Consider the following 14,326-nt stretch of genomic DNA (forward strand, 5'->3'; position numbering starts at 1 on the left):
AAAATTACGTTAATTTAAAATAAAGATCAGACAATATATTTTAAAATTAAACAAATGCTAAAGCATAAAATAAAAAATCAGAAAGAAATGATCTTTTATACTCTTAGAGCACAATAAAGAGCTTTGAAATTTAATTTGCAAAATTGGATAATTGTAACAATAATATAGACTTATAGATCTATATTTTAGGAAATCCCTTTTATTTTATGAAATACTGAATTCATCTATCACATTAATGAACAATGCTTTACCATCGCCCTCCTGCTCCACCACCTCCAGAAGATCCTCCACCAAAACTTCCACCACCCGAACCACTAGACCTGCCCGATCCATCACTTGAACTGCTTGATGATGACCTCACCAATCTCGGCGTACTCTGAGTTCCATGAGAGATTGTATAGCCACAAAATTTACATAGATCATACTTTTCTTCTAATCCACCAGAACTATAGGTCGCCTTTGTAATAGTTTTACGTAAATCTTTTTCAAATGTTTTATAATGGCATTGTGGACATAATTCGATAGTTTTATTTTCATCCCAGGGAATCAATTTAGTCTCATTAGTTTTACTATTAACCCAGACTTCATAATCACGGCTATTAATTTTCTCTTCCATTAATTGACCTGCATCCAGGTAATTTCTCATTTTTGAATCCGCATTATCTCTATTTATACGCAACCAATTACCAGAATTATCTGGGGGTAATAACCGTCCTTCATATTTATATAATCTTTTATTTGACTTGCCAAAATCTATCCAAGCCAAAGGACTTAATAATAATGGAAAAAAGTTCCATCTCAAAAATTTACGAATTGCTTGCTGAATATTTTCCTCATCCTTATAAGAATTCATAACAGTCGTTACACCCGCATTATACTTCATAGCAAGAGTTATGATACCGAACACGAGAATGAAATAAGGTAAATTCCTAACTTGATAAACTTGTTCAAAATTTTCAAAAACAAATGCAAAAATAAAAGACGTAAAAAACATCAGCATACCCATACACCCACAACCGCTTACTAACGGAGGAAAATAACTACTTTTTTTTGTAATCTTTCCCTTTGTCATTTTAGTCACAACTGAGATCCAAACATATAAGATTACAAAAGCAAAAAGAACTAGTAATGAATTTTTTAAATGTGGATTTTTAAAATTCCAGAAAGGTATTGTTTCTGGCATTAAGCGATCCAATTCAGTTCGTGCATCTGGCGCAGTCAAGATAGTCTGGATAAATCGTGAACATTCTAAAACGCCACGATCATAATCCTCCGCTTTAAAATTGGGGACTAAAAACTTTTCACCTATCCGCTTAAGATAGGCATCCGGCAATATACTCTCCATACCATATCCAGATATAAATCGATACTCATGTCTGTTTTTAGCAATAAAAAGAAGTAATCCATTATTACTCTCTTTTTTACCAATTCCCCAAGCATTAAATAAATTTAATGCAAAATCAAAATCACTATCTCCGACATAGTCATTAACTATTACAATCGCAAATTCACATTTTGTGATCGAATCGATCTGCCAAGAAATAGCATCTAGTTCTTCTACTACATGATTAGAAATAATTTGATCCGGATTTGAAACAAAATAATTTTGTCCCTTAATTTTAGGATTAGGAAGATCTTCAATGCCATATTGAGCAAAAGAAAATGAGGACCCATGAATTAATACAAGGGTAAAAACTGTGAAAATAATTTTTTTAAAAATTCTTGACATAAACTAAATTTAGTATTTTAATTTGAACCAAAAAACATTTAATATTCTTCATAAATAAAATATCGTAACTGAGGCTACTCGATATCAATACATTCAAAAAAAAGAGGTAAGTATCTTGGATACTTACCTCTCAATTAGCGATTAAAAGATTAGAAAAATTATTTTTCGATATCTTTTAAGCTATTCATCTTTTTATATTCTAGGAAACCTTTAATATCTGTAAAATGTTCACGAACACGTTTATTTCCAAATTCAAAGACTTTATGAGCTAATCCATCTAAGAAATCTCGATCGTGAGACACCAAGATCAATGTTCCATCAAAATCTTGAAGAGCATCTTTAATAATATCTTTAGTCTTCATATCTAAGTGATTGGTAGGCTCATCTAGTATAAGAACATTTACAGGTTCCAATAGCAATTTAATCATGGCCAAACGAGTTTTTTCACCTCCTGACAAGACTTTTACTTTTTTTGTAGTATCATCTCCGCTAAACATGAAAGCGCCGAGCAAATCTTTAATTTTCACGCGGACATCACCTACTGCAATCTGATCAATCGTGTCGAAAACAGTAAGTTCTCCATCCAATAACGCTGCCTGATTTTGTGCAAAATAGCCAATCTTAGCATTGTGACCAATTTTCAAACTTCCTTCGTAATCAATCTCTCCCATAATTGCTTTAATCATAGTTGATTTTCCTTCTCCATTTTTACCCACAAAAGCAACTTTTTCGCCACGTTCAATAACCATATCTGCTTTTTGAAAAACAACATGTTCATCATATTTTTTTGTAAGTTCCTCAACCATAACAGGATATTGTCCTGAACGAGGTGAAGGTGGAAATTTTAATCTCAAAGCAGATGTATCAACCTCATCGATCTCAATTACTTCCAATTTCTCTAACATTTTAACACGTGATTGTACTTGGAGCGTCTTTGAATAAGTTCCTCTAAAACGGTCTATGAATTCTTGATTATCAGCAATAAATCTTTGTTGCTCTTCATAAGCCTTTAATTGGTGTAGACGGCGATCTTTACGTAACTCAAGATAATGACTGTACTTAGCCTTATAATCATAGATACGACCCATCGTTACTTCAATTGTTCGATTTGTAATGTTATCGACAAAAGCTCTATCGTGAGAAATAACAATGACAGCTTTTGCAGAATTCATCAAGAAATCCTCTAGCCATTGAATACTCTCAATATCCATATGATTGGTCGGCTCATCCAATAAAATTAAATCTGGTTTTTTCAAGAGAATCTTCGCCAGTTCAATTCGCATGCGCCATCCTCCAGAAAATTCAGAAGTTTGACGAGTAAAATCTGTGCGTTCAAATCCCAATCCTTTTAGTACCTTCTCGACCTCAGCATCGTAATTAACCTCTTCGATTGAATAAAACTTTTCACTTAGTTCAGACACTCTTTCAATCAGCTTCATGTAATCATCAGTTTCGTAGTCTGTTCTTACATTAAGTTGTTCATTTAGTTCCTCTAATTCATCCCGCATCTGATAAACTTCTCCAAATGCTTTAGATGTCTCTTCAAAAACAGTAACATTATCTTCTGTTAATAAATGTTGGGGTAAGTATGCAATAACTGCATCTTTAGGTCCCGAAACATTACCTGTTGTAGGTTTACCTGCACCAGCAATAATCTTCAATAATGTTGATTTACCTGCACCATTTTTTCCCATTAAAGCAATTTTATCATTTTCATTGATTGAAAATGACACATCACTAAAAAGAGTTGTTCCTCCGAAGGAAACTGAAATATTATTTACGTTAATCACTTTTATTCGCTTATATTTTCCGCAAAGATAAGCGAATCAATCTTATAAATATAGTACCCACCATTTTTATAGATGATTATAACTAATTACTATAAGAAAAAACAAGAATTATTGTCAATAATTTTCAGCATATATCTTTATCGATAATTGAATATCATCTCATATAAAAGAAATTAATAATAGTAATTTTCAATTTTGTGTATCTTTGCCTTATGCGATTTGATATAATTACCGTACTCCCAAGTCTATTAGATAGTCCTTTTGCACATTCTATTTTGCAACGGGCACAAAAAAAAGGTTTAGCAGAAATTGTTGTACACAATCTACGTGATTACGCGAAAAATAAACAGAAAAGTGTTGATGATTATCCCTATGGAGGAGGTTCTGGTATGGTTATGCAGATCGAGCCCTTTGCGGCTTGTATAGAAAAACTACAAGCAGAGCGCACGTATGATGAAATTATCTTCATGTCTCCTGATGGTGAAACACTCAATCAAGAAATCGCTAATAATTTATCTACAAAAGGTAACATGATGATTCTTTGTGGCCACTACAAAGGTATTGATCAACGAATTAGAGATATCTATGTTACAAAAGAAATTTCTGTGGGTGATTATGTTTTATCTGGAGGAGAATTACCAGCGGCAATTTTAACAGATGCCATTATAAGATTAATACCTGGAGTTTTATCAGATGAGACTTCCGCTTTATCCGATTCTTTTCAAGACGGATTACTTGATGCGCCCATTTATACGCGTCCTGCAGACTGGAAAGGACATAAAGTTCCGGATGTATTACTTAGTGGACATGAAGCTAAAATATTGCAATGGAGAGACGAACAGCAGCTTATCCGCACCCGAGAAAGAAGACCAGATTTATTAAATGACTAATAAATTTCAGATTTTATTGATTATTTATCATAAAAAGTTTGCTTAATCATTTTTTTTTATAAATTTGTGATACAATGACGACAGTTAGAACATATACAAATTGGTGGTGGCCTGAAGCAACAAGCATCGGGGACTAATTGGTATTGTCAAAATATTTCATAATCAACCAAAACCATTTATGGAAGTTCAAACCCGATGCGACTCAGTATCGGGTTTTTTTATGTTTAAAAAATTAAGAATAAAATGAAATACACGTTTAAAACAAATCTCAAAAAATTGCTTGCTGATACGACAACTCCGGTTAGCATATATCTCAGATTACGTGACGTCTTTCCAAATAGCATTTTACTAGAAAGTTCGGATTACCACAGCAGAGACAACAATATAAGTTACATCTGTTGCCAGTCCATTGCGCATATCAAACTTGATAATACGCAATTAGAAATTGCATATCCGAACGAAAAAGTCATCCTTAAAAATAAGGAAGAAATTAATTTAAAAGAGGAGGTTGCTACATTCAGAAAAGCATTTGGCGAACCCATTTCCACAGAACGTAACATTATTTCAAATGGTCTTTTTGGTTATTTCACATTTGATGCCATCGAACATTTCGAAGATATCAAGTTAACTACGGCTCCAAGTCCAAAACTGGAGATTCCACATTTACAGTATCATGTTTATAAATACGTGATAGCAATAGACCATTTTAGAAATGAACTATTTGTATTTGAACATTTATTAAATGATGAAGAATCCGAATTAGATAAACTACAGTATTTAATACAAAATAAGAACTTTCCCGAATATACATTTCGTAGAACTGGAGAAGAGGCGTCCAATAGATCAGATGAAGAACATCGCGAATTGGTCAAAAAAGTAAAAGAACATATTCAAAGAGGTGATGTTTTTCAAATTGTTCCATCACGCGCATTTTCAACGCCTTTTCTAGGCGATGAGTTCAATGTATATCGTGCTTTACGTTCCATCAACCCCTCCCCCTACTTATTCTACTTTGACTACGGAAATTTCAAACTATTTGGATCTTCTCCAGAAGCACAATTGACCATTAAAAATGGAGAGGCAACAATTTATCCAATTGCAGGTACTTTTAAACGGACCGGTAATATGGAGGAGGATATTAAAATAGCCGAAGAACTTAAAAATGACCCTAAAGAATCCGCTGAACATGTCATGCTCGTAGATCTTGCAAGAAACGATTTAAGTAGACACTGTAACCAAGTTGAGGTAAAATCTTATAAGGAAGCACAATACTACTCCCATGTAATCCACTTAGTTTCAAAAGTTTCAGGCAAATTAAAACCAGGAGTCAATCCTTTTGATGTTGTGGGTGATACTTATCCGGCAGGAACACTGAGTGGTGCCCCTAAGCATATGGCGCTTACTTTAATAGATCGTTATGAAGGCCAACAAAGATCATTCTATAGCGGTGCAATTGGATATATGGGTTTTAATGGCGATTTTAATCATGCTATTATGATTCGTTCATTTTTAAGTAAACAAAATCTATTGAATTACCAAGCAGGAGGAGGAATTGTATTAGATTCAGATCCAGAGATGGAATTACAAGAAGTAAATAATAAAATAGCAGCTTTGAGAAAAGCATTAGAATTAGCAGAAACGTTATGATTAGACCTTTAGAATACTGTGACAATCTATCACACATTCGTAGTTCAATTGACTGTATCGACTATAGAATCATTGAACTTATTGCACAACGGGCGCAATATGTACAACAAGCCGCTCAATATAAATCTTCATTAGAAGAAGTTAAAGCGGAACAAAGAGTAATTAACATGTTCGAGCAAAGAAATGATTGGGCAACTAATTTTAAAATTGAAGGAAAACTCGTAGAAAGTGTATTCCAATCAATCATCAATCACTTCATTAATAAAGAAACAGAAATTTTCCATGAGCAATCATAAAATATTAGTAATCGACAATTACGATTCGTTCACCTACAATTTGGTTCATCTATTACAAGAATGTGATCAAGAATATACAGTATGGAGAAATGATAAATTCAAATTAGAAGAGGTAGCTGCTTTTGATAAAATTTTATTGTCGCCAGGTCCAGGTATTCCGGAAGAAGCCGGTCTGTTATTAGATGTCATCCGCACATATGCGGATACAAAAAGTATATTAGGCATTTGCCTTGGCCAACAAGCCATTGCCGAAGTTTTTGGAGGTAAACTTTATAATATGCCGAGACCGCTACATGGAGTAGCAACAGATCTAATTATTATAGATCATTCAGAAAAACTATTTGAAGATTACGCTAATCACAGTAAAATTGCACGTTATCATTCCTGGGCTGTCGAAACTTCATCTCTTCCTGAAACCTTAAAAGTAACCGCAACAGATGAAGATGGTGTTATCATGGCACTGTCCCATAGGACCCTTGACGTAAAAGGATTACAATTTCATCCAGAATCTGTTTTGACAGAGAATGGAAAAAAACTAATTGAAAACTGGTTAAAAAAATAGAAATGACAATTTTAGATAAAATAGTTGAACGGAAAAGAGTAGAAGTCTCAGAAGCTCAAGCAAAAGTTTCTATCAAAGAACTTAGTGAATATCCACTCTTTAGCAGAACTTGTTATTCGCTAAAAGAATCCGTTCTTGATCCACAACGAACGGGGATAATCTCAGAATACAAACGCGCCTCCCCTTCCAAAGGCATCATCAACAACATTAACACGGTATCAGAAGTTGTCAAAGGATATCAAAATGCAGGCGCTTCTGCAATATCAGTATTAACAGATGCTGATTTTTTTCAGGGAAGTTTAAAGGATCTGGAAGAAGCCCGATCAGTATTAACCATACCTTTACTTCGTAAAGAATTTATAATCGATAAATATCAGATCACTGAAGCAAAAGCCTATGGTGCTGATATTATTTTACTAATAGCGGCATGTTTGACCAATGAAGAAGTAAGCGAACTCTCCAATTACGCTAAAACTTTAGGTCTGAATGTACTTTTGGAGGTTCATAACGAAGAAGAATTAAAAGGAAACCTATTTGATACAGTTGATGCCATTGGTGTAAACAACCGTAATCTGAAAGACTTCTCCGTATCATTAGCGCACTCTTACGACTTAGTCAATAAAATTCCAGATACTTATATTAAAGTTTCAGAAAGTGGAATTTCAGACCCTCAAACAATCCGTGAATTAAAAAGCATTGGTTATAATTCATTTCTTATTGGCGAAAATTTTATGAAAACAACTGACCCGGGGAAAGCATTATTGGAATTTGTAAAAGAAATATAAAAACTATTTAAATCCAATCTAAATAAGAGTATATTTGCTTCTTAAAATCACAGATTAAGTAGCCGCTTCTTATTTTGGACACAAAAATTTTTATCATAAATAAAGATAGTTTTGAGCAAATATACCTTCAATATTGGGAAGGTATGTTTGCATTTTGTATCAAAAATATCCAAGATGAAGAAGTTGCAAAAGAAATCGTTCAAGAAGTTTTTAAATCATTATGGGAACGGCGTGATGATCTTCGGCTTCTAGAAGTTGAGCGATACTTAATCAGAGCTGTTAAACTCAAAACCTTTGAATATATTCGTAATAAAGTTACGCGCCAACATCATTTAGAAAACATAATTAATACTGCGGAAAACCACTATGTAGAGCATCCTTTAATTGCTCAAGAACTATCGGAGAAGATTTCATCATTAGTCAATAAATTACCCGCTCAATGTAAAAATGTTTTTCAAATGAGCAGAGATCAAGGTTTAACAAATAAAGAAATAGCCCATAAATTATATATATCAGAACGAGCTGTAGAATATCACATTTCCAAAGCTTTAAAAACGCTAAAAACCGAATTAACCGAATATATTAATTAAATAAAAAAGAAATCCTGTATTTTTGCTATTAAGGATTTAAGCCGATGAAAGTTGATCAAAAGTTGATAGAGAAATATCATTTAAACCAATGCACCCCAGAAGAAAGAATTCTTGTGGAGGAATGGCTTGTAGATGATAATTTGGACTTTTCTCCACTATCACTTCCTCAAATTGACAAGTCCCGTATCCAATCACAGATCTGGGAAAACATTGCAGCTAATATAATTGAACCAGCCCCAATTAAAGTTGATAATAATAGAAAAAGACTAATACGTTACATAAGTATCGCTGCTTCAATCGTAATTTTATTCGGCCTCTTTATCTGTAAAAACAATATAGACAAAGAAGTTAGTTATGCCATTTTTGATAATAGCACAAGTGCAAATTCAAAGTATTTTGAAAAAAATAGTTATGAACTAATTTTAGGAAAGCATGCTACAGCAAAAATTAATGTAGAAACTGGAGAGTTTTTTTCAATGGGTACAATGGTTATTATTCCAAAGAAAGATTTCGAGTTTAGTTTTACTGGAACTAGAGAAAAAAAGGAATTAAAAAATGGAGAAACTTATTTCATTCTAAACTCTAAAAATACAGGCAAGCAAATTATTCTCTCCCAATCGGAACTCACTTTTTTAGCACCTACAATACAGAATCAGCTTAAATTACAGTTTAACATTATATAACAAGCCTCTATTAATAACTTCAATTTCCATGCAATTAAAACCTATTTCTAAAACTATTCTACTTTTATTAATGGTTTTCTTTATTGGTTGTTCGAGTAGAGACCAAAGCAACAGTAGTTCCAACAACTACAGCTTGTATATTATGAATAAGAATTTGGGAAATACCATCGTAACAACCAATTCTATAGATTCGGGGACAATAAATATTCTTAAAGATGGTATCGACTTACCAACACAATATTTTGATCGAAGCATCATCGTACATAATGGATTTTTCTATCATATAAAAAGTGGAAAATTCATAAAATTCGAAATGCAGGAAAGTGCATTAACAGAAATAGCTGCGATTCCGATGTCCAATCAACATATAGAAAATATGAATTGGCAAGGAAAAGATACGTTATTACTTTTTACGCTTGACAATAAAACATATAGTAAACTGCACTACTATAAAATAGATGTAAAGAAATTCGAGATCATACAAAAAGAAGAAATACATTTACCAGTTGCTCCAATTAAATTTCCGATAGTTTCAATAGGATTCAGCACTTTACATCAGAATAATCTCATACTGGGATATACATACAATAAAGTAATCAACGAAACAGATTTTACGACTATTGACACCATGTATTTTGCAACATTAGACCCACAAACGCTAAAGATAAAAAGCATACAAAAAGATAACCGATCCACCTACCCAGGAGGAGTCAATACAGTACAGTCTTATAGTTTTCATGATGAGAGAGGAAATTTCTATTTTATGAGTTGCCCAGGAATTGCTCTAGGAAACAATCTCAGTAAACCTACCGCAATATTTAAAATACCAAATAATACAACAACAGTAGATTCAAGCTATTTCTTTAATCTTACCGCTACAAATCAAAATCATGCCTATGGCATGTGGTACTTAGGGAATAATGAAGCAATCATTCGTAGTGAAAGAAAAGACCTTTATAACGATTTCAGCGATCATCATTCAACTTATCAATTTGAATATTATGTTGTAGATTTATTAAAACAAACAGCAACAAAGCTAACCCTACCCTACGATAAAGGAACTCGCAAAGAATCTGTTCTTGTGGAGAATGGTAAGGCATATATCACCATTGACGATAAAGATGATAATCATCAAGTTTGGATATACAATATCCAAACTAAAAAGATAAGTACCGGACTAAAATTAGACAAAGAGACAGATTTCATTGTCCGTATAGACAAACTAAATTAGTTTTTATAGCTGAAAATAATTCGCTCCGAATATCTTACCACTTGTCATTTGAATATTGTTAAATAAATCAATTTAAAATCAACTTGATTTTTGTTTTGAAACCTCTTCGACCAAGAAATATTGTCTCCATACAACAGTATTAAACCTTTCTCTTCTTCTTGCTAACTCCATAATTCGCTATCTATCTTTTTATGGCGCTAATCAATGATGATATTTCAATTTGACATTATCATCATAAATCTATTCCAAAAATGAGTAGCCTAAAAACTAAATAAATTTAGATGTATAAATTTTATTAGCCTAAAAATTAAGCAAATAGCACATTTTATAATCTTTTTCTCACTCTGACCTTCGGTATATTTAGAGTTACGCAACACCTCTATGTATAATTAATCTAAATAAAGGGATGTCGAATTTAAAAATAATATGGTCAAGTCTATATTTAATCATATCGTTTACTGCTTACGCACAACAGAGAGGAGAAATAAAAGGAAGAATAAGTACCACCTCAAATACACCTATTGAGGGTGCAACTATTACAATTCTTGAAACAAATCAAGTGACCCAAGCTGATAAAAGCGGTTTATTTTCAATAAAAAATATCGCTTTTGCCAACTATACTATACGAGTATCTGCTGTTGGATTCAAAGCCAAGGACAGAACTTTTCTTATTAGCCAGAAAAACACTGAAGTGCTATCTATAAAACTGGCTTCACAACAGACAACAATGGATGAAGTCGAGATCGTTGCAAGATCCGAAGCAAAAGAAATACAAAAGCAACCATTTAATGTTACAGCAATCGATGCGAAGAAATTGTACAATACAACAATGGATATTGGTCAGGCATTAAATCGTGTTTCGGGCGTTAGACTGCGAGAGTCGGGTGGTGTAGGGTCAAACATGAATTTTAGCTTAAATGGTTTTTCGGGCAATCAGGTTAAATTATTCGTTGATGGAATTCCTATGGATAATTTCGGATCGTCCTTTCAGTTAAACAACATACCAATCAATTTTGCAGAACGAGTTGAAGTCTACAAAGGTGTCGTTCCAGTATGGTTAGGAGGCGATGCATTAGGTGGAGCAGTCAACATTGTAACCAAAAACCAGCCGGGAAAATATTTAGATGCTTCATATTCATATGGCTCATTTAACACCCACAAAACTTCAGTTAATGCCGGATACATTGCTAACAACGGTTTTACAATGATGCTTTCTGCTTTTCAAAATTATTCGGACAACAATTACTTGGTAAATGTAAGATCATACAATTTTGAAACCGGAAAATTTTACCCCGCCGAAAGAAGGAAACGTTTCCACGATGCATACAGAAATGAAACATTAGTATATAATATGGGCGTTTCTAATAAAAAATACGCTGATCAGCTCCTTTTTGGTATTACCCTTGGTCAGAATAAGAAAGAAATCCAGACAGGTAATACTATGGAAGATGTATTTGGAGGTCGAGAAAGCCAAGGAAACATTGTACAGCCTACTTTTAAATACATCAAGAGAAATTTATTGACAGCAGGTTTAGATGTAACGATAAACGCTCGATACAATTTCGGTACGGAAAGAAGTTTGGATACCGTCCCAAGAAGATTCACTTGGACAGGAGAAAGTATACCTAAAAATCCAAAAGATCCAAATGCTCCAGGAGGTGAAAACGACTTAACAGATTACCGCTACAAAAACAACAATGGCAATCTTACGGCCAACATCTCTTATGCAATTAACAAGAATAATAGCATTATGATCAATCATTTGTTGACAACATTTGACAGAAAAGGAAAAGATCATTACTATCCAGATTTAGAAGTTAATAAGCTCCCACGCAAAACAATAAAAAACATTACAGGAATCGGATATAGAACCTCCATACGTGATCGTTGGGATGCTAATATTTTTCTAAAAAACTACAATCAAAATGGAAAATACTTCAATGAACTTGAGAAGGAAATTTATGAGAATGTGGAAATATCAATCAATAAAATCGGATATGGCTTAGCAACTTCCTATTTCCTGAATCCAGACATTCAACTAAAAGCTTCCTATGAGAAAGCATACCGACTTCCCGATAATACCGAATTATTTGGTGATGCCATCAATATTAGTGGTAATCCTGGTCTAAGACCCGAGAGTAGTGATAATATCAACTTAGGTTTATCATATGCTTTAAAATTACAAAAAAACCAACAAATTATCATAGATGCCAATTACATATTCCGCAATGCTAAAGATTTTATACGCCAGTATGTAGGACCATTAAGCAGCAATAATAAGAGAGAACTTAAAAGTGCTAATCTAAGAAGTGTACAAAACAATAGTGTTGATATCAACTTAAAATATTATTTCAAGAACCTGTTTTCAGTTGGAGGAAATATGACCTACCAAAACCTGATCAACACGACTAAAGTTGAACCTTCGCAAATTATACAAAGTAGTATCTACAAAGATAGAATGCCAAATATGCCCTATTTATATGGTAATGCTGACGCGGCTTACTATTTTCACAACGTCGGTAAACAGAATAATACTTTAACGGTTGGATATAATCTTCAATATATACATGAGTTCTTTTTAGATTGGCCAAGTTTAGCGACCCCATCTCAAAGATATAGAATCCCAACACAAGTATCACATGATGTCAACATCATCTATTCTTTAGCATCTGGAAAATATAATATCGCTTTAGAATGTAATAATCTAACCGATGCAACACGTTTCGACAATTTCGAAATGCAAAAACCAAGTAGATCTTTCAATATTAAGTTCAGATACTTTATACGTACAAAATAACAATCACAATTCAATAAATAAATACAATGAAAAAGTTAAACACTTTAAAAATGCTGACCCTAGCATGTGGCGTTTTAGCCATCACTGCATGTTCAAAAGACAATCCTTCTGATGGAGGAAGTGATACCGGAAATTCCGGAAAAAGAGAAAAATTTGTTTTTATCGTAAATGGACAAGGTAGTGGAGAAGCTGGAACTTCAGGTAATTATATCCTGTCAACAGATAATGTAAGCGATGGAACACTCAGTATTGTAGGTAACGGTATGCCAGCGACAGAACAATCCTTTATCAATCAGAACAACTATATCTTTGGACTAACATATGGTGGTCAAGGACCGATAACCCCGTACAACATTGACAGTAAAGGTGAGTTCCAGAGACTTAAAGATGAACAAGTAAATGCTGAGACATCAGGTATTTATGGACATTTTGGAGACAAAAATATTATATTAGGTACCACAAATAGAAGTATTGTTAATCCAGTGGCAACCCTAAGAAATTACGATGCTCAAAATTTCTCTATAGCAAATAAAAACACCGTTGATCTATCCAAAGTTTTAGGCGGAAAAAGAATGGCCATCTGGACCGGCGTGTTTCAAGTAGGAAACAAAATATATGTTCCTTTTCAATCTGGAGACGGATCAAACAACTGGGGCGGTAATTTCACAACCACCGACACTACTTACATCGGTATCTTCTCTTATCCTGAGCTAAAATTCGAAAAAACAATTAGAGATGGACGTGGTTCACATATTGGAAATTGGTGGGCACAACAAGGTCTTGCTGTAGACAACAAAGGTGATGCATACGTTTGGTTTTCAGCAAATGAAGCATCTTTAGCTTCTAAAAACAAATCAGGATTTCTTCGAATTAAGAAAGGAACGGATGAATTTGATAAAGACTATTATTTTGATATTGAATCATTAGGAAATGGCAAAATTGCAAGAGGAAGTTATCTTAAAGATGATAAATTCTTAATGACAGTTTATAATAAAGGCGAACAAGCTGAAGGTGTAGGAGGTGGATTAGTAAAATTATATATCGTCGATATTCAGACAAAAAAGATGACTGAAATCAAAGAAATTCCTGCCCATGAACAACAAGGATATAAGGACGTCGTATTTGTTGAAAAAGATGGCAGTAAAGCTTACTATGCATGTCAGAGTTTAGAAGACAAACAATATTATACCTATACAATTGACATCAATAATGCAACAGCCAAAAGAGGTTTAAAATTTGTCGGTGTATCTGGTGTTTCATCCATGAGTAAAATCAATTACTAAAATTGAAAATCCATTTATTCTGTCAAAGAAATACTTTGACAGA

General features: G+C 33.4%; 12 protein-coding genes. 10 read left to right on the forward strand and 2 right to left on the reverse strand.

All coding sequences use genetic code 11. The annotated features are described in order from the left end of the window. Positions 1-247: 247 nt before the first annotated feature. Positions 248-1,729 (reverse strand): TPM domain-containing protein, encoded by a 1,482-nt coding sequence (locus ACFS6I_RS03510; protein WP_380918221.1) that lies wholly within the window; start codon positions 1,727-1,729, stop codon positions 248-250. Between the two features lie 158 nt (positions 1,730-1,887). Further along, on the reverse strand, positions 1,888-3,519 hold the full coding sequence (locus ACFS6I_RS03515) for an ABC-F family ATP-binding cassette domain-containing protein (RefSeq protein ID WP_132771568.1): 1,632 nt from the start codon (positions 3,517-3,519) through the stop codon (positions 1,888-1,890). Positions 3,520-3,731: 212 nt separating this feature from the next. On the opposite strand from ACFS6I_RS03515, the gene trmD reads away from it, so the two are divergent. From trmD to ACFS6I_RS03565, 10 genes are all read left to right on the forward strand, one after another. Beyond that, a complete protein-coding gene (gene trmD, locus ACFS6I_RS03520; RefSeq protein ID WP_380918224.1) occupies positions 3,732-4,409 on the forward strand; it encodes a tRNA (guanosine(37)-N1)-methyltransferase TrmD in 678 nt (225 codons plus the stop codon). A 243-nt stretch (positions 4,410-4,652) separates the two neighbouring features. Continuing rightward, positions 4,653-6,056, forward strand: a complete 1,404-nt coding sequence (locus tag ACFS6I_RS03525; RefSeq protein ID WP_380918226.1) for an anthranilate synthase component I family protein — start codon at positions 4,653-4,655, stop codon at positions 6,054-6,056. After that, positions 6,053-6,352 (forward strand): chorismate mutase, encoded by a 300-nt coding sequence (locus ACFS6I_RS03530; protein ID WP_021192368.1) that lies wholly within the window; start codon positions 6,053-6,055, stop codon positions 6,350-6,352. Before ACFS6I_RS03525 ends, ACFS6I_RS03530 begins: the two co-directional genes overlap by 4 nt. Further along, complete coding sequence (locus ACFS6I_RS03535) at positions 6,339-6,914, forward strand: anthranilate synthase component II (RefSeq protein WP_380918228.1); 576 nt, start codon at positions 6,339-6,341, stop codon at positions 6,912-6,914. The genes ACFS6I_RS03530 and ACFS6I_RS03535 overlap by 14 nt, the downstream gene beginning before the upstream one ends. A gap of 2 nt (positions 6,915-6,916) precedes the next feature. After that, positions 6,917-7,699 (forward strand): indole-3-glycerol phosphate synthase TrpC, encoded by a 783-nt coding sequence (gene trpC, locus ACFS6I_RS03540; protein ID WP_380918230.1) that lies wholly within the window; start codon positions 6,917-6,919, stop codon positions 7,697-7,699. A 74-nt stretch (positions 7,700-7,773) separates the two neighbouring features. Further along, complete coding sequence (locus tag ACFS6I_RS03545; RefSeq protein WP_021192365.1) at positions 7,774-8,289, forward strand: RNA polymerase sigma-70 factor; 516 nt, start codon at positions 7,774-7,776, stop codon at positions 8,287-8,289. A gap of 44 nt (positions 8,290-8,333) precedes the next feature. Beyond that, positions 8,334-8,972, forward strand: a complete 639-nt coding sequence (locus ACFS6I_RS03550) for a hypothetical protein (protein WP_380918232.1) — start codon at positions 8,334-8,336, stop codon at positions 8,970-8,972. 142 nt (positions 8,973-9,114) lie between these two features. Continuing rightward, complete coding sequence (locus ACFS6I_RS03555; protein ID WP_260292226.1) at positions 9,115-10,203, forward strand: hypothetical protein; 1,089 nt, start codon at positions 9,115-9,117, stop codon at positions 10,201-10,203. A 406-nt stretch (positions 10,204-10,609) separates the two neighbouring features. Further along, positions 10,610-13,000, forward strand: coding sequence for a TonB-dependent receptor (locus ACFS6I_RS03560; RefSeq protein WP_380918235.1), 2,391 nt, complete (start codon positions 10,610-10,612; stop codon positions 12,998-13,000). Between the two features lie 26 nt (positions 13,001-13,026). Continuing rightward, positions 13,027-14,283, forward strand: coding sequence for a DUF4374 domain-containing protein (locus tag ACFS6I_RS03565; protein ID WP_132771573.1), 1,257 nt, complete (start codon positions 13,027-13,029; stop codon positions 14,281-14,283). The last annotated feature ends 43 nt before the right edge of the window (positions 14,284-14,326 follow it).

The organism is Sphingobacterium anhuiense (assembly GCF_042686355.1).
Lineage (GTDB): Bacteria > Bacteroidota > Bacteroidia > Sphingobacteriales > Sphingobacteriaceae > Sphingobacterium > Sphingobacterium anhuiense.

Bases quoted from the DNA above. Each gene is read 5' to 3' on its own strand.
- trpC (WP_380918230.1), top strand. From the start codon at position 6,917: ATGACAATTTTAGATAAAATAGTTGAACGGAAAAGAGTAGAAGTCTCA.
- ACFS6I_RS03565 (WP_132771573.1), top strand. From the start codon at position 13,027: ATGAAAAAGTTAAACACTTTAAAAATGCTGACCCTAGCATGTGGCGTT.
- ACFS6I_RS03555 (WP_260292226.1), top strand. From the start codon at position 9,115: ATGAATAAGAATTTGGGAAATACCATCGTAACAACCAATTCTATAGAT.
- ACFS6I_RS03560 (WP_380918235.1), top strand. From the start codon at position 10,610: ATGTCGAATTTAAAAATAATATGGTCAAGTCTATATTTAATCATATCG.
- trmD (WP_380918224.1), top strand. From the start codon at position 3,732: ATGCGATTTGATATAATTACCGTACTCCCAAGTCTATTAGATAGTCCT.
- ACFS6I_RS03510 (WP_380918221.1), bottom strand. From the start codon at position 1,729: ATGTCAAGAATTTTTAAAAAAATTATTTTCACAGTTTTTACCCTTGTA.
- ACFS6I_RS03535 (WP_380918228.1), top strand. From the start codon at position 6,339: ATGAGCAATCATAAAATATTAGTAATCGACAATTACGATTCGTTCACC.
- ACFS6I_RS03550 (WP_380918232.1), top strand. From the start codon at position 8,334: ATGAAAGTTGATCAAAAGTTGATAGAGAAATATCATTTAAACCAATGC.
- ACFS6I_RS03525 (WP_380918226.1), top strand. From the start codon at position 4,653: ATGAAATACACGTTTAAAACAAATCTCAAAAAATTGCTTGCTGATACG.
- ACFS6I_RS03530 (WP_021192368.1), top strand. From the start codon at position 6,053: ATGATTAGACCTTTAGAATACTGTGACAATCTATCACACATTCGTAGT.